Source organism: Chryseobacterium sp. OSA05B (assembly GCF_019970065.1).
Classification (GTDB): Bacteria; Bacteroidota; Bacteroidia; order Flavobacteriales; family Weeksellaceae; genus Chryseobacterium.
The window spans coordinates 892,967-909,327 of sequence record NZ_JAHXYH010000001.1; the positions used below are offsets into that span (position 1 = coordinate 892,967).

Annotated in this window: 15 protein-coding genes; all 15 read right to left on the reverse strand. The window is 38.0% G+C overall.

Translation table 11 applies throughout. The annotated features are described in order from the left end of the window. Positions 1–8: 8 nt before the first annotated feature. Entirely contained in the window at positions 9–830 is an 822-nt protein-coding gene (locus tag LC419_RS04000; RefSeq protein ID WP_223606134.1) for a polysaccharide biosynthesis/export family protein, read from the reverse strand. A 35-nt stretch (positions 831–865) separates the two neighbouring features. Next, entirely contained in the window at positions 866–2,794 is a 1,929-nt protein-coding gene (locus LC419_RS04005) for a nucleoside-diphosphate sugar epimerase/dehydratase (protein WP_223606135.1), read from the reverse strand. Positions 2,795–3,153: 359 nt separating this feature from the next. Further along, positions 3,154–3,621 carry a regulatory protein RecX gene (locus LC419_RS04010; RefSeq protein ID WP_223606136.1) on the reverse strand — a complete coding sequence of 156 codons (468 nt, stop codon included), beginning with the start codon at positions 3,619–3,621 and terminating at the stop codon, positions 3,154–3,156. Positions 3,622–3,681: 60 nt separating this feature from the next. Continuing rightward, positions 3,682–4,947: a serine hydroxymethyltransferase gene (gene glyA / locus LC419_RS04015; protein WP_223606137.1), complete on the reverse strand. Its 1,266-nt coding sequence runs from the start codon at positions 4,945–4,947 to the stop codon at positions 3,682–3,684. Positions 4,948–5,079: 132 nt separating this feature from the next. Then, entirely contained in the window at positions 5,080–6,114 is a 1,035-nt protein-coding gene (gene arsB, locus LC419_RS04020) for an ACR3 family arsenite efflux transporter (RefSeq protein ID WP_223606138.1), read from the reverse strand. Next, the gene (locus LC419_RS04025; RefSeq protein WP_223606139.1) at positions 6,111–6,728 is read right to left on the reverse strand and encodes a low molecular weight phosphatase family protein; all 618 of its coding nucleotides are present in this window, start codon (positions 6,726–6,728) and stop codon (positions 6,111–6,113) included. The genes arsB and LC419_RS04025 overlap by 4 nt, the downstream gene beginning before the upstream one ends. A 22-nt stretch (positions 6,729–6,750) precedes the next feature. Continuing rightward, positions 6,751–7,224, reverse strand: coding sequence for a DUF6428 family protein (locus tag LC419_RS04030; protein ID WP_223606140.1), 474 nt, complete (start codon positions 7,222–7,224; stop codon positions 6,751–6,753). Positions 7,225–7,282: 58 nt separating this feature from the next. Next, positions 7,283–7,609, reverse strand: a complete 327-nt coding sequence (locus tag LC419_RS04035) for a helix-turn-helix transcriptional regulator (protein ID WP_223606141.1) — start codon at positions 7,607–7,609, stop codon at positions 7,283–7,285. A 402-nt stretch (positions 7,610–8,011) separates the two neighbouring features. Continuing rightward, entirely contained in the window at positions 8,012–8,911 is a 900-nt protein-coding gene (locus LC419_RS04040) for an NAD(P)/FAD-dependent oxidoreductase (protein ID WP_223606142.1), read from the reverse strand. Between the two features lie 411 nt (positions 8,912–9,322). Beyond that, a complete protein-coding gene (bla, locus tag LC419_RS04045) occupies positions 9,323–10,072 on the reverse strand; it encodes a subclass B1 metallo-beta-lactamase (RefSeq protein WP_223606143.1) in 750 nt (249 codons plus the stop codon). A gap of 77 nt (positions 10,073–10,149) precedes the next feature. Beyond that, positions 10,150–11,667, reverse strand: a complete 1,518-nt coding sequence (locus tag LC419_RS04050) for a glycosyltransferase family 39 protein (RefSeq protein WP_223606145.1) — start codon at positions 11,665–11,667, stop codon at positions 10,150–10,152. 11 nt (positions 11,668–11,678) lie between these two features. Beyond that, positions 11,679–12,242, reverse strand: coding sequence for a hypothetical protein (locus tag LC419_RS04055; RefSeq protein ID WP_223606146.1), 564 nt, complete (start codon positions 12,240–12,242; stop codon positions 11,679–11,681). A gap of 120 nt (positions 12,243–12,362) precedes the next feature. Beyond that, positions 12,363–13,556, reverse strand: coding sequence for an efflux RND transporter periplasmic adaptor subunit (locus tag LC419_RS04060; protein ID WP_223606147.1), 1,194 nt, complete (start codon positions 13,554–13,556; stop codon positions 12,363–12,365). 170 nt (positions 13,557–13,726) lie between these two features. Continuing rightward, the gene (locus tag LC419_RS04065; RefSeq protein ID WP_223606148.1) at positions 13,727–14,998 is read right to left on the reverse strand and encodes an ABC transporter permease; all 1,272 of its coding nucleotides are present in this window, start codon (positions 14,996–14,998) and stop codon (positions 13,727–13,729) included. Positions 14,999–15,060: 62 nt separating this feature from the next. Continuing rightward, positions 15,061–16,290 (reverse strand): ABC transporter permease, encoded by a 1,230-nt coding sequence (locus LC419_RS04070; protein WP_223606149.1) that lies wholly within the window; start codon positions 16,288–16,290, stop codon positions 15,061–15,063. Positions 16,291–16,361: the final 71 nt, after the last annotated feature.

Consider the following 16,361-nt stretch of genomic DNA (forward strand, 5'->3'; position numbering starts at 1 on the left):
AATTTTTTTTATTTCTTATTAAATAAACTTACTACGACAGCAATAGCTGTCACTCCGATAGAAACGGCAGTTAAGATAAGTCCTGTATTTGGATTTTGTTTTGCGATAAGGTCTTTTGTATTGTTTGAAGAAACAATAATGGCATCTCCCTGCTTAAGATTATAATACGGAGAATTGATAAGATCAGCATCAAGAATGTTTATTTTACCATGGCTAATTACCCCGTTTTCCGTTCTTATAACCAATATCTCTTCTCTTTTTCCATACATGGTAAGATCTCCGGCAAGTCCCAGAGCATTCAAGATGGTTGCCTGGCCGTTTGCTATGACATAATCTCCCTGCCTGTTAACTTCTCCTAATATAGTCACTTTAAAATTTGCAAGTCTTATATTCACTGAGGGATTAATAACAAATTTAGTCATTCGCTCTCTCAGCTCATCTTTAAACTCCACCAGATTTTTATTGGCTGTATTAAGTTTTCCCAGTATAGGAAAGTCAATATCTCCATTTGCATCTACAATATAGGTAGGCCCTGTAATAAGCGTTGCTCCCTGATTAGGAGTATTACTTCCAGCAAAAATATTACTCTGAACTAGTTCGGAAGATGAGTAATTTTGGTTGAATGGTTTTACCACATCCATATCTTTTGCCGTAATCAGAATAACCAGCTGATCACCAGCCTGTATTGTAGATTTAGAGTTTTTTGCAGATGATTCTAGGGCTACCTTCTCTATATTCTGCATATAATTAAGGTCATTATGTGCATTTTGATTGGTCTTGCATGAGGCCAATGATAATGCCAGAGATATTGCCAATAATTTACTCTTCATATTTTAAAATTGTACAAATATACATTTATATTTTTCTATTTATCTAATACTTCGTAGACCGAATTATTACTCTTAAATTCAGGAACAATTGTTTTCAAAATCTTTACTACTTCTACTTTATCCTTCAATACTGAAGCATCTGTAATCAAATTGATCAGGCTTTCTATTTCTGAAAAAGTCATGGCCGGATCCTTGGAAATCATAATCTTTTCATTATGTGTAGGAAGTGTTTTGGCATTATCACTTAACAGCTCTTCATACAATTTTTCACCCGGTCTTAATCCTGTGTAGATGATTTTAATATCTATATTGGGTTCGAATCCTGAAAGTTTAATCATTCTTCGAGCCAGATCCAGGATCTTTACAGGCTCTCCCATATCAAAGACAAAGATTTCTCCTCCCTGCCCCATTGTTCCAGCATGAAGAACAAGTTCACAGGCTTCAGGAATGGTCATAAAGTATCTTACGATATCCGGATGAGTGATCGTCACTGGTCCACCGGCTTCAATTTGTTTTTTGAAATGGGGAATAACCGATCCGTTTGATCCTAAAACATTACCGAATCTTGTGGTAATAAACTTGGTGGTATTTCCTTCAACGTGCTGTAAAGACTGAACGAATAATTCAGCAGCTCTTTTGGAAGCCCCCATTACATTGGTGGGATTCACAGCCTTATCCGTAGAGATCATTACAAACCTGTTTACTTTATAACGGCTTGATAAAACTGCTATATTTTTAGATCCTAAAACATTCACACGGATCGCTTCATTAGGATTTTCTTCTACCAGAGGAACATGTTTATAGGCAGCAGCGTGATAAACCATTGAAAAATTATAGGTCTGAAACAGCGTCTCTACCCTATGTATACTGGAAACATCTGCCAAAACAAATTTAAATCTGATATGAGGAAATTTATCTTTAATTTCAAGTTCAATATCATATAGTGGTGTTTCTGCCTGGTCTAAAACAACAATCAATGCAGGATTAAACTGTGCAACCTGTCTTACAATTTCGCTACCGATAGAACCGGCACCGCCTGTCACCAGTATATTTTTATTGAAGTGTCTGCTTTTAACTTCTTCACTTTCTATTTTTATAGGCTTTCTGTTCAGAAGGTCTTCAATCTGCAGGTTTCTGATCGCAACTCCCAGATCACTGTCTCTTAATTTCTGTACGGATGGAGCTTTGAATATATTCAGATCTTTTTCTAAAAATAAATTCACCCACGAATTCATTTCATCTTTAGACATCATTTCTTTAACGATAATAACCCCATCAATAATAAGGTCATCTTTTGTTGCTTCTTCTATTCTTCTTTTTTCATAAATAGGTTTTCCCAATAGAGAAGCTCTTTTAGAGTCCGTTCGTTGAGTAAGAAAACCTACTACCTGATATGGCAGGCTTGGATTATCCAGAATAGCACGAGCTATCGCAATAGACTGTTCATCAATACCTAATACCAGAATTCTCTTTTTAAGAGAGCTTCTTCTGTATTCTCTTACTACATGAAAAAATTCTTTCACATACAATCTGAAGAGAAACAGCCCCATAAAGGAAATAATAAAATACAACACCAAAAACGGAGTTAATATAAATTTTCCTCCTGTGATCCAAAAATAGGTCAGGTTTACTATTCCTACAACGGTCATTGTAAAAAAACACGAGATCAGCAATTTGAACAGATCAATAAACGTAGAGTGCCTTATTATCCCTGCATATGTTTTGAAAAAATACATAAACATCGTGTTTATCACAATAATAAAAGCAAAGACAATGCTTTTTTGTTCATGATAAATAAACTCTTTCTGAGTAATTTTTTCAATAATATAAGTAGAGACAAATAATGACATTACTAAAATAATAATATCAATTACAAGTATGATCCATCTGGGAAGATATCTTACGTCTGAGAGATTGACAACATTATCCCCTCCAAATATTTTTTTCCTAAGAGAGCTGTACATTGTCTTTATTTGTGTTCATATTTTTATAATAAGGTATAAGATCTGATTATCCAAATTAGAGATAATACTGATACAATCATGCAAAAATAAAATAAAATTCGATCTGTCTATTTAAAATTCAAAATAATTTGACTTATTCTTTTTATGCATGCCTATTCGTTTGCGAAACTAACAATTCTATTCTACTAGACAAAAACCATTGACAAAAATCATACCATTAAAAAAAACTTAAAAATTTAAAATCGGCAATCAATATACCTGTTTAAGCTCGCTGACCTAAAAAAAAATCAATAAAGCAGCTTCAATTAACGATTTTTATACAAAACATTAATGAATAATTAATTCCCGATAGATTGAAATTAAAAGTTCTCATCAAAAGTTTCAGCTATTTTCTCATATTCAAAACCCCGGCTCATTAAATATTTTATCGTTTTAGATTTTTTTTGATATTCCTGTAAACCTTTTTGTTTGGAGGAATAGTCCTCAAATATCTTTCTGATCATTTTGTCATAATCATCCTCATGAATTTCATCAAAACAGTTGTTAATGAGCTTTTCAGAGATCTGTTTCTGCTTCAGGTGCATTTTTATCTTATTCCTGCCCCAGTGCTTGATGTAAAATTTACCCCTGATATAACTTCGTGTAAACCGTTCCTCATTCAGATAATTTTCCTTCAGAAGGTACAGGATGATCTCATCTTTAGCTTCCTCGATCAGCAGGAATTCCCGCATTTTCTGTTCAACTTCTGCATGGCAACGGTCCTGATAAACGCAGTAGTTCATCAGCTTCAGTTTTATTTCATCAAAAGTGAAAGATTTTTTCTCCATAATAGATATGAAAAAGAATGGACAAGATGCCCATTCTTTATTATACTGTTTAAAGTTAAATTAATAGTTGAACAGTGCTCTGCCTTCCATCAGTTCATTGACTTTCTTTCTTACAGAACCGATTACTTCTTCATTTTTAATATTGTCTACCACGTCAGAAATAAGTCCTGCAATCGTATCCATATCATTTTCTTTAAGTCCTCTTGTGGTGATCGCTGCAGTTCCCAGTCTGATACCGGAAGTAGTGAACGGCGACTTATCATCAAAAGGAACCATATTTTTGTTACAGGTAATATCTGCAAGTACTAATGCCTTTTCTGTTTCTTTTCCATTGACATTCTTATTTCTAAGATCTACCAGCATTAAGTGGTTGTCTGTACCTCCGCTTACAATGTCAAAACCTCTGTCGATCATCGCTTTTGATAATGCCTGTGCGTTGGCTTGAACCTGCTTAGCATACGTTTCGAATTGACCGTCGATAGCTTCAGCGAAAGCAACTGCCTTACCGGCAATAACGTGCTCTAGCGGACCTCCCTGAATTCCTGGGAATACGGCTCCGTCCAATACCTGGCTCATCATTTTCGTTTCTCCTTTCGGTGTTTTGTGACCGTACGTATTTTCGAAGTCTTTGCCCATCATGATCATTCCTCCTCTCGGACCTCTTAAAGTCTTGTGAGTAGTAGTAGTTACCACATGGCAGTGCTCGAATGGAGAGTTTAATAACCCTTTAGCCACTAAACCAGCCGGGTGAGCAATATCAGCCCAAAGCGTTGCTCCGATCTCGTCTGCAACCTCTCTGAATTTAGCATAATCCAAATCTCTTGAATACGCAGAGAAACCTGCAATCAGCATTTTTGGTCTTTCTCTTAAAGCTACTTCTCTCATCTGATCGTAGTCTATAAGTCCGGTTTCTATCTGAACACCGTAAGAAACTACCTGATACTGAATTCCGGAGAAATTCACTCCAGAACCGTGAGTAAGGTGCCCTCCCATTGAAAGGTCCATTCCCATGATCTTATCTCCTGCTTTCAAAACTGCAAGGTAAACGGCAGCATTAGCCTGAGATCCGGAATGCGGCTGTACGTTAACGTAGTCTACACCGAAAAGTTCCTTTGCTCTGTTGATGGCTAATGTTTCAACCTCATCTACTACTTCACAACCTCCGTAATATCTTTTTCCGGGATATCCTTCAGCATATTTGTTGGTCAGTACACTTCCCATTGCTTTCATCACGTTCTCAGAAACAAAGTTTTCTGACGCAATAAGCTCTAATCCATGGGCTTGTCTTTGTCTTTCTTTTTCAATCAGGTCGAAAATAATGTCCATTTTACTTTTAGTTTTTGAAATTTTTCACCCCAAATGTACGGAATTTACTTTAAGATTTCTGTATCAGAAAGTATGATTTTAGACCAAAATTTCGGGTTTTAAGTTTGAATCCGCTATTATTCGTAATTCCTTTTACTTCAGCCGGTATCTCTTTTTCAGATATAAACTTGCCTTAACCAAGACTATCAATACCGGAACTTCTATCAGAGGACCAATTACCCCTACAAACGCCTGCGAAGAATGAATTCCAAAAACCGCAATACTCACCGCGATGGCCAATTCAAAATTATTTCCTGTCGCTGTAAAAGCAATAGCAGCGTTTTTATCGTAAGGAACTTTGATCAGTCTGTTGACCGAAAAGCTAATGAAAAACATCAGTACAAAATAAATGATCAGCGGAATGGCAACTTTGACAACATCCATGGGCAGTTCAAGTATTTTATCTCCTTTCAGACTAAACATTAAGACAATCGTAAATAACAAAGCATATAAAGTGACAGGTGAGATCATAGGAATGAATTTCCGGCTGTACCATTCTTTTCCTTTCCATTTCGTGAGAAAATAACGGCTTAAAAAACCTGCTAAAAAGGGAATTCCCAGATAAATCAGAACACTTTCCGTTACATCTTCAATGGGTACCGAGACATTAAAATTCCCAAGCCCTAATTTATGAGGAAGCACATTGATAAACAGCCATACCAGAAAACTGTAGGATACGATCTGAAAAATGCTGTTTAATGCAATCAGCAAAGCGGCATATTCCCGGTTTCCCTGTGCCAGATCATTCCAGACAATCACCATGGCTATACATCTCGCCAGCCCGATAAGAATCAGCCCGATCATAAAGTCCGGCTCATTTTTAAGAAAAATTACGGCTAATACAAACATGAGAACAGGTCCTATGATCCAATTTAATACTAACGAAACGGATATTACTTTTTTATCCCTGAACACTTGTGGTAATAAAGCATAATCCACTTTCGCCAATGGCGGATACATCATGAATATCAGTCCGATCGCCAAAGGTATATTGGTTGTACCCGACGCAAGTGAATTGGTCATGACAGAAATACCCGGAAAAAAATATCCCAAACCAACGCCGGTCAGCATTGCCAGAAAGATCCAAAGGGTCAGATATCTGTCGAGAAGTTTTAATTTGGGCTTCATTCTGCATTATTTATTTTGGAAAAAACATAAAACATTTCGGCACCAATCTGCCTGCTTCTTTCTTTATACGTCTCGGTTTGTGTGGGTTGTCCATCTGAAATTTTCGGATCTTCAAATGTAATGGGAATCCGTTTCTCTGCCCCTGAAATAAAAGGACAACCTCCATCTGCCTGGGAACAGGTCATCACAGCAGCAAAACCGCTTTCCGGATTAAAAATATCATCATACTTTTTCGAAAATCCAATCACAGGCAGAGCGTTTTCAGAATATTTTACCGCATATACAGGATTTTCACTGTCACTTAGTTTCCAGATATGAAAACCGGCTTCCACGAATGTTTCGGCAATTTTGGGAAACAAAGCTGTGGTTTCTGTACCTCCGGAATAACAATGTACATCAGAAATTTTAAAATAAACTGCTGCTGTTTGTGCCCAGATCTGTGCAAGATGGCTTCTCCGTGAATTGTGGGTACAGATAAAATTAATATCTATTGCTTCCCGGTTTCTTTTTTTCTTTCCTATAAAATCAATTAAGGGCTGCAATACTGCCTTTCTTTCGTCGCTGATCTCCTGCAAAAGAATTTGTTCTATATGTTGTAGTAATTTAGGATACATTTCAACTATAATTAGGTTAATATTAGCAACAACCCAAATCCGGTGTGCAAGAAGAGTTTTGATCAGCTTTCAACTTGCTCAGATTGATCTTCTGCTTTTCCTGAGGAATACCACATGCTTCGTTAGCCAAACAGGCGGTCACCTTATTTTTTAACACAAAGTTTTTACCATTAAATTCCAGATCATATTTTCCAATCGTCTGGTCCTGGTATTCCACTTCAATTTCAAAATCTCCGATCCCTAGCTTTTCTTGGGATAAATTAATGATATGAAGCAGCTTTCCGGGTTTCAGTCGGTGTTCATAATCACCGGCATCCCAAAGCTGGAAATTTACCCTTTCTTCTTTTCTGACCGTTCCCCCGCAGTCGATAAAGCTTTTAGTTACCATTCCTACTTCAGTTACGTGGAAGTGTTCCGGCACCCATTTTCCGTTCTCCAGCTGGAATTCTACATTCTCCAATGCCGGTAAAATGTTCTTAATGTCTGATAATTTCATAAATTTTTGTTTTTATTGTTATAATGCAATATTACGATAATGAAAGTCAAAAAAAATTTTAGCAGCAGTTCTGCTTTTTCACCGTGGCAATAATGTTTGAAAAGAAAGCATTCAAAATTTCAAAAGCTTTTTCATCAATACAATAGCATACTGAATTTCCTTCGATATTTCCTTTGATCAAGCCTGCATTTTTTAATTCCTTAAGATGCTGGGAAACGGTAGGCTGCGCAAGGGGAAGTTCATTCACGATATCTCCGCAAATACATTCATTGACTTTAAGAAGGTATTCAATGATGGCAATTCTCGCCGGATGCCCCAAAGCTTTTGCAATGACCGCTATTTTGTTTTGCTCATCCGTAAAAAAATCTGTTTTTGTAGCTCCCATATCATTTAATTATATCGCAATATTACGATAATAAATTTTTACGGCAAAATATTTTAGTCATTTTTATCAGGCTAGGAAGTTCGAAGCACAAAGACTAAACTTGTTCTCATCAAATTTTAAGGTAACTGTTGAAAATGAATGTCCTATAATAACTTCCAGACACCCTCTTCCAGCTTCCAACCTGAACCCAGTTCAGGCAAAAAAATCCCTGCAGAAAATTTCTACAGGGACCGCACCAATTTATAATATATGAATATGAAATTCCAAATAAGATGATAAGAAAGGAAGCCAGAGGATGGAAAAAGGAAGTTACACTACTCTAAAAAAATACTAAGTCCTTTATTTTGTCAGAAAATTATTCGTCTGAACAAAACTTCCAACCTCACTTCCCAACTGGATAAATTAAAATATTTCTTCTGTAAGTTCTTTATTGACTACTGCTCCGGCAAAATTCCCCTGCGCTATAGCATTAGCGACAGATCTCATCATGGTCACATTATCTCCACATGCAAAAACACCGGGAATATTTGTTTTCTGCATCATGTCAACTTTAATAAATCCCTGCTCCGTAACCTCACAGCCGAGATCTCCGGAAGCATTGATATTTTGTTCAAAGGGTATTTTGGCATATAAAGCCTTTAAAGAAATTTCTTTTCCGGTTTTGAAAATAATTTTACGGATTTGCCCACCTTCATGTTCAATTTTTTCAACTTCATCTTCTACCAGGATGATATTATTCTCAGCCAGTTTATGTTTTTGCTCTTTGGAAAGAACCGATGGTCCATTCGTCAATAAATAAAGATCTTTCGTTAAGTTGTACACCAATTTTGAAAAGTCATAAGCCATATCACCGTCGGAAAGTATTCCGGTCACCTGATTTTTCACTTCATACCCATGGCAGTATGGACAATGCAGCACTGAAATTCCCCAACACTCAGAAAATCCTGGGATATCGGGCATCAGGTCTTTCACCCCTGAAGCCAGGATCAGTTTCTTAGTATTGAACTTTTCACCATCAAACGTTTCTACTTCAAAGCCTTCGTCTGTTTTTCTTACTTTAACCACAGAACCTTCATGAAACTGTATGGTGTCATATGCGGCAACCTGTTCGCGGGCAAGATCAGAGATTTCCTTTGGTGCTTTTCCGTCGTGGGTAATAAAATTATGGGAATGCGGAGTCTGTCTGTTGCATGGTTTCCCATTGTCAATGATCAGAACATTTCTTAATGATCTTCCCAAAGACATTCCGGCCGATAATCCGGCATAACTTCCTCCTATGATGATAACGTCGTACTTTTTCATGATTGATGAATGATAAATGATGATTGATGTGAGACGGTTTACCATAGTTCCACCGATCAACTTTTTGCTTTTGTTCTTTTGCTTTGACAAAGGTATAACAAAATTTCATTAAAGTAACAATGTTGCATTAATATTTTCTATCATGATTATCTGATGAAAGCAAGATTAAAGAAAAACAGCTGATTTTAAACCTGTAAAGAATTTAAAATCAGCTGTCAGTTGATATATTGATGGAAGAGTTTAGTTTGAAGAAAGGAAGTTTGAGGATGGAAGATGGAAGTTATGGAACACCAAATAAGAGATTTTCATTTTTTTTATCAAATTTCATTTACTTATCAGAGTTGGCAAGACGGAGAGTAACTTCCAGCCTTCCGCCATTTTAATCCTAATTTCCTGAACAGGCTAAATAGTTTAATTTTTAAACAGCTTGATAGTGTAATCTAACAGTTCCTGCCCTCCGATCTCTCCATGTCCCGGCATCACGATTTTAACATCGGGATATTGGGCTTTTACTTTTTCAACGGTTTGGGACCAGGCCTGAACATTGGCATCGCCCAGATAGCCTTTGGTAGCATCCACTTCTTTGATCAAACAACCTCCGAACATCGCTTTTTCATCGGGAATATAGGCCACCACATTATCTTTTGTATGTCCTTCTCCAAAGTATCTCAAAAAAATCTTATGTTTTCCGGCATTCAGCGTGATGGTGTCATTGAATCCGTGACCGGGGACATTAGCGCCAGTCTGTTTTGCTAACTCAATGGTTTTATTATTGGCGTAAGACGGAATATTATTTTTATCAAATTCTTTCAGTCCGCCCAGACAGTCATCATGGAAATGGGTTGCAACAACGGCATTTACTTTTGCATGAAGACTATTTTTGATCCACGTGATCAATTCTGCAGAACTTGTATCGTTGGTTGGGGTATCCAGAATTACCGTTTCATTGCCGTCTTTTACGATCATCCCGTTGCATTCCACTTTTCCAAAGGAATCCGTATTTAAATAGGATATGTGTTGATAAATGCCATCCGAGAGTTGAATGATGGACAGGTTATCAGTTTTGTACATTACTTTAGCTTTCTCCGATTTTTTCTGAGAAGTACAGCTAAAAGCAAACAATGCTGAAGATAACAGTAAAATTTTAGACAGTGATTTCATAGGTTGTTACATTACAGCGAAATTAGAAAATATTTCACGACCTAAAGTAATACATCCTAGTTAATTAAGTGTTAATATCACCATTTCATGGTATCAATTTCACTTTGAATTTTCTTCCTGATATCAATTTTAGCGCCCTCAAAACTAAAGACGGTAGTTCCTTTTTCCCGGGCAAATGTATTGACAATGGAATCGGCTGCTTTGCCGGTGTTAAAATAAGGACCTGTTTCTTTGAGCTCATCTTCGTCTTTGGAAAATTCTTTGACGCGGATCAGATTAACATACTTTTCACTCAGATCAAACCAATTGATGTAATCGGCGTTAAAGGAAACTGCTTTTATTCCCTTTTTTGAATAATAATTGATGGCTCCTGCCTGTCCGTAATTATCACAGAGAACCAATGTATTTCCGAATTTTGACAATATAGAATATTCTTTATCCACTTTTTCAGCAAGCTCTCTCCAGCCCTGCATATCCGCAAAATCCTGAGGCAAGGGATGATCTTCACCATCTTCCCAACGGAGCAGTCCCATTTTTTTATATGAATCCGGGTGACTGATGATGTATTCCGGACTTTTATTGGGAAAAGCGACCTGATACAACGGTAAAAACAGCAAAACAGGAATGACAATAAAGGCCGGTCTAAGGAACTTTTTCCAGCCATTGTCAAAAAGATGAGCCAGAAAAACAGCACCAAACGCTATTAATACAGGATAAAGACCAATCGCATAATAATCTTTAGCCTTAAAAAATACAAACAGGGCAATCGTCGCGACATACATCCAGAAGAAAGACCTGAATTTTTCAAACGGTTTATAAAATAACAAGGCATACAATCCTCCCATGATTACTAAAAATGAGCCTATAAAAAACAGGACCTGGGATTTAAAGAAATCAACCCGGTTGACATGCACCAGCTGTCTTTCTGCAAGTTCTTCCATATGATGAATCACGGGAAAGCCGTTATTGTACTGCCACAGCAGATTGGGCAGCATAATCATAAGGGATAATAATCCGGCACCGTAAAGATGGGGTTGAAGAAAGATCTTCCTCTGCTTTGTCAGGAGAACAGCGGGAATAATTCCCAACACGGAAAAGACAATATTGTATTTATTCAGGAAACCTATCCCGAAGAGCACAGCGGCTATGTAAAGCCATTTTATTTTTTCAGAATTGAAATACCTGATGAGTACATAATACAGAAGTGTCCATAATAGAACTTCCAAAGAAGTCGGCTGAAAAAGCATATTGAGACGGAGAAGTACGGAGAGCAGAATTCCTGTTGAAGCCAGAATTTTGGCGTATAAACTTCCCTGAAGTTCTTCAATTATTTTCCATACCACAACAATCGTCAATACTCCGAAGAGGGCAGGAAAAAATTTAACCCAAAAGACGGAACCTCCAGCTATTTTTACCAGCCAGGCCAGCCATGAATTAACGGGCGGCACAGAAAGATATCCCCATGCAAGGTGATTGCCCTGATCCAGATGTAAGTATTCATCCCGGTGCAGTTCATATTCCGGGCTGATGAGGGAATACTGGAGAATGAATTTTGCGATGATAAAGAAAAAGAGAATCAGGTAGTTTTTCTTCATGAAGGAGGATTTTAAGTTTTTTCAAATTTCTGACGGATTATTTCTGCATTGACATCTGATACTTTTCGCGTCCAAAATTGAATATATTCACGTTTTTCGGGAAACTCCTTGTTCGTTTTACTTTGGCCGCTAAGGACGTTGTTTTTGTACTCTTCCAAAGTATTTTTTAAGTACTCTTCATAGTCTTTAGGATTTTGTGGAATGTAACCAATCCCATCACATCCGCAGCTGTGAAAACACCTTCCTATGACAAACAGGCCTTCTACAATTTTCCATTCTTTAACAGCGGTTTTCTTTGGTGCTTTAAAATCCCATCCCAAATCGGCCATGAGATTTCCACATTCGGGACATTTGATCTTTCTTGCCTTGATCTCTTCTGTCAGTGCATCCAGTTCTTCTTTTTTAGCTTTTGTAAACACATCGCCCACATTTCTTATCGTTCCATCCGGCTGATGATAGACTTTTTCTTTCTCAATTCTTGAAAGAATATCATATGCATCGGTCTGTTTAAATGATTTTCTGCATTTAAAACAGGTGTAATGGGATTTATATGTTTTTCGGGCATACCTGCACATGTCTTTATTTTAATATCAAATCTAATAATTCTATTTCAGAGATGAACGAACCTGATTAATAAAAAAATCCTGAGAATAAATTCCCAGGATCTTACAGTTTAAATATATAGTGATTGTTTACTATTTTTTCTTTTCTTTAAGTTCTTCCTTGTCTTTATCGGAAGGGTTCCATACTTTCACTTCAGAGTCTTTGGTGATTCCTGAAATGATCTGTACATTGATTCCATCGCTGGCTCCTAATTTCACATATACTTTCTTGAATTTTCCATCCTTCTGCTTTACTTCTACGAAAGGCGTGTCTTTACCGTTTTTCTTTTCGTACTGAACCAGTGATTCATCCAACAGCAATGCGTTCTTCTCAGATTTAAGGACGATTTCTCCGTTGGCAGAGAATCCCGCTCTGATGTATTCGTTGTTAGGATTCGTTACGTCTCCTTCTACCGGGAATTTGATGGTTCCTAAATTGTCTTTTCCTTTAGGTGCAATCATCGTCAGTTTTCCCGGGAACGTTTTGTTCTGAAGGGCACCGATTACGATTTTCATATCCATTCCCTGCTTCAGTTTTCCAGCCTGGGCTTCGTCTATTTCTCCCTGGAAGATCAGAGAATTAAGGTCTGCAATGGAACAGATCGTAGTACCTGCGTTGAAAGAGTTGGCCTCAATCACCTGGCTTCCCACTTTTACAGGAACCTCAAGAACGGTACCTGATGCCTTGGAACGGATCTGCGTTGTAGCCAATCCCTGAAGTTCAGGAGTAGCTCCGGTTTTTACAATCTGTAGCCTTTTTTGAGCGGTGGCTAACTGCTGGTTGGCATTTCTAAGCGTCTGCTGTTGGGTATACAGCTGCTGCTGAGAGTTTAAATACTCCTGCTTGGAAATTACGCCCTGCTTAAACAGTTTTTCCTGCATAGCATATTGCTTCTGCATATTATCCACATTCAACTTGGCGTTACTGATCTGCAGCTGGGAGTTCACCACTTCCTGCTGAGCGTTGTTGACGTCAGCAATGTTAGGAATGATTCTCACGGTAGCGATCAGCTGTCCTGCTGTCACTTTATCTCCTTCATCTACCAAAATTTTATCAATGATTCCCGCAATGTTCGGCTTGATCTCAATTTCTTCTTTCGGAACGATTTTTCCCGTGGCCATTACCTTGTCTTCCATATTCTGGTACGATGGTTTTCTGGTCAGGAAAGCTTCACTCTCTTTAGAATTTGATTTCACGAGATACCCGATCCCGAAGAACAATGCCACTGCAAATAAAAGCCCCAGTACAATATAAATGGCTTTTTTCCAAGTGAATTTCTTTTTCATATATCTAGTTTATTTTTTACTATTAAAAGGAGGAAATCGACTAAAAGGATTTAAACATTAAAAAAATTCGTCCTTATTTTCAGATTTCCAAATTATTTCATTTTCAAATTAACACATTACCCCATCATCAAATCAACTCATCAACACATCATCAAATCACCACATCAATCTTATTCCGATCTCAAGGCTTCAATAGGTCTGATCTTTACAGCACGCTGTGCCGGGATCATTCCGATAATAAGGCCCAGGATCACCATGACCGCCATAGCTCCGAATACATTTCCGTAATTCACCGTCGGATTATAGAAAGGGAATTCATCCTGATTCTGCGTCACTGCATTTAAAATAATGAGGACAAAGATTCCGCACATGAATCCGAGAATCCCCGAGGACAGTGTAATCACTACACTTTCCAACAGAATTTGGTTTCTTACTTCGGCCGGTTTTGCGCCTAAAGCTCTTCGGATCCCAATTTCCTTGGTTCTTTCTTTTACGGTAATCAGAAGTATATTCGAGATGGCGATAACTCCGGCAAGAATGGTCAGCGTTCCTACGATAATGGTGAGAAGCTGCATTCCGGTAAGGAATCCCGTCAGTTTTTTAAATTCTTTTCCTAAGTTGAAACTTCCGAAAGCATTGGTATCTTCAGGAGATACTTTATTCTGAGTTTTCAGCACCTGCTTTACATCTTCCTCTACTCCGTTTACATTGGCATTAGGCTTACTTACAATCGCAAACATGTCAATCTGCTCTCCGGCGTTGTACATTTTGGTATAGGTGGAAAGTGGAATAAATGCAGTCTGGTCATTTTCAAATCCGCCTCCTTTTTTCACCCTGAAAACCCCGATCACATTAAAAAATATTCCTTTTATATTGACCTGTTTTCCTACCGGATTTTCTTTTTTCTTGGCATCAAAGAAGTTCTTGTAGATCTCTTCTCCGATCACTACTACATTTTTATTCCCCATCACATCGGCATCATTGATGTAGCGTCCGAAAATAAGTTTCTTTTCTGAAATTTTATTTCCCACAGAGTAATCTCCAGTAAGAGAATACGTCCCGTTTTTTCCGTTTCTGGACATAGATTCACCAGGTGTTCCGGTAAAGCTTCCCCTTGCATTTTGGGGTGAGATATAATCTATAGCACTCACTTTTCTTTTCAGCATATCCATGTCGGATAAGTTGAGATGAACTTGTCTTCCTTTAGGGAATCCATCATAAGGAATGGATGTTTTCTGAGCCCAAAGAAAAATAGAATTGGTTGCAAATCCGGAAAACAGTTTATCAAAACCATTCTCCATCCCTTTTGCCGCTCCAAGAAGACTCACATACAAAAACATTCCCCAGCCTACACCAATCATGGTAAGGAACGTACGAAGCTTATTATTCCTCAGTGAATAATAAATTTCCTGCCAAGTATCTTTTTTAAATAATATGTTCACTTCTTTGAGTTATAAGTTTAAAATAAAATATAATTGCTGATTGATAAATGATCATCACATCACTACTCGGTTCTTAACGCCTCTATCGGTTTAATTCTCGAAGCTCTGTATGCCGGAACAAATCCTGCAATAAGCCCTGAAAATACCAAAGCAATAAATGCCATAAAGATAGTCACCCAGCCTACGCTCGGGCTTTTGATAAAGTATTCTTCCAGGCTGTCGCCGATTAAGCTGAGCGCCAAAACACCTACTCCCACTCCAACAATACCCGAAACTACCGTTATCACGACACTTTCCTGTACAATCAGTGCTACAATACTTCTTGGTTTTGCACCGATGGCCTTACGGACACCGATCTCTTTGGTTCTTTCTTTTACGATATACACCATGATGTTACTGATCCCGATGATCCCCGCCAATAATGTTCCCAAACCGATAAAACCTACAATAATGGTCAGCACGGCCATAAACTGGAAGGTTTCATTCATGTTCTTGGCATTATTCCAGACACGGACTCCGTTTTCATCGTCAGGAGCAACATTCTTTCTTGATTTTAATCTGTCTTTAAGTTCATCACCATATTTAATGGCTTCTTCAGGACTCATCTTTTCATTGTAGGCGATATATACCGTAGACACCGTATCAGAGCCTTTTTTCATTTGCTGAAGTGTGGTAATAGGAACCGCGATATGTCTTTCATCCCAGTCTCCTCCGTCATCTGAAAATACCCCTACCACTTTGAACATGGTTCCATTGATGTTCAGATCTTTTCCTACCGGGCTTCCGTTCTTGATCAGGTCACGCTGAACCATTCTTCCGATGACCGCAACGTTTTGCTTTCTCTGAAGATCCATATCTGTCAGATAACGTCCGTCCAGCATCTTTCTGTTTTCAATGACCTTCTCCCCCGGTTCTGCACCGTTTACCTGATACGTCCCGCTTTCTTTTCCGTATTTCACCATTAAACTGGTAGTGTATCTCGGACTGGCATCACCTACTTTGTCTTTATCTGCATTGATCAGGAAGTCGTAGTCGTCATTATTCATCGTGACTGTTCTGTCAGACTGAAGCCCTTTATAGGCCATGGTGGTTTTACCGGTATAGATCGTGATAAGATTCTGTGCATCTCTTGCAAACCCCTCGGTAAAGGCATTCTGAAGCCCCTTTCCTATTCCGAAAAGAACCACAAAAATAAACAGTCCCAAAGCCACTGTAAACCCCGAAAGCACCGTTCGCAATACATTACTGCGAATAGAACTGAATATTTCCTGCCAACGATCTAGGTCAAACATTTTTTATTGGTATTTAAAGATTGAAAAATCTAAAGATTAAAATATTGGGCTCTAAATTTTCAAATGATCTC

Excerpts from the sequence above, each read along its gene's own strand:
- LC419_RS04030 (WP_223606140.1), bottom strand. The coding sequence starts at position 7,224 with ATGAAATTATCAGACATTAAGAACATTTTACCGGCATTGGAGAATGTA.
- LC419_RS04035 (WP_223606141.1), bottom strand. The coding sequence starts at position 7,609 with ATGGGAGCTACAAAAACAGATTTTTTTACGGATGAGCAAAACAAAATA.
- LC419_RS04005 (WP_223606135.1), bottom strand. The coding sequence starts at position 2,794 with ATGTACAGCTCTCTTAGGAAAAAAATATTTGGAGGGGATAATGTTGTC.
- LC419_RS04070 (WP_223606149.1), bottom strand. The coding sequence starts at position 16,290 with ATGTTTGACCTAGATCGTTGGCAGGAAATATTCAGTTCTATTCGCAGT.
- LC419_RS04055 (WP_223606146.1), bottom strand. The coding sequence starts at position 12,242 with ATGTGCAGGTATGCCCGAAAAACATATAAATCCCATTACACCTGTTTT.
- glyA (WP_223606137.1), bottom strand. The coding sequence starts at position 4,947 with ATGGACATTATTTTCGACCTGATTGAAAAAGAAAGACAAAGACAAGCC.
- LC419_RS04050 (WP_223606145.1), bottom strand. The coding sequence starts at position 11,667 with ATGAAGAAAAACTACCTGATTCTCTTTTTCTTTATCATCGCAAAATTC.
- LC419_RS04025 (WP_223606139.1), bottom strand. The coding sequence starts at position 6,728 with ATGTATCCTAAATTACTACAACATATAGAACAAATTCTTTTGCAGGAG.
- bla (WP_223606143.1), bottom strand. The coding sequence starts at position 10,072 with ATGAAATCACTGTCTAAAATTTTACTGTTATCTTCAGCATTGTTTGCT.
- LC419_RS04040 (WP_223606142.1), bottom strand. The coding sequence starts at position 8,911 with ATGAAAAAGTACGACGTTATCATCATAGGAGGAAGTTATGCCGGATTA.
- LC419_RS04060 (WP_223606147.1), bottom strand. The coding sequence starts at position 13,556 with ATGAAAAAGAAATTCACTTGGAAAAAAGCCATTTATATTGTACTGGGG.
- LC419_RS04010 (WP_223606136.1), bottom strand. The coding sequence starts at position 3,621 with ATGGAGAAAAAATCTTTCACTTTTGATGAAATAAAACTGAAGCTGATG.
- LC419_RS04000 (WP_223606134.1), bottom strand. The coding sequence starts at position 830 with ATGAAGAGTAAATTATTGGCAATATCTCTGGCATTATCATTGGCCTCA.
- arsB (WP_223606138.1), bottom strand. The coding sequence starts at position 6,114 with ATGAAGCCCAAATTAAAACTTCTCGACAGATATCTGACCCTTTGGATC.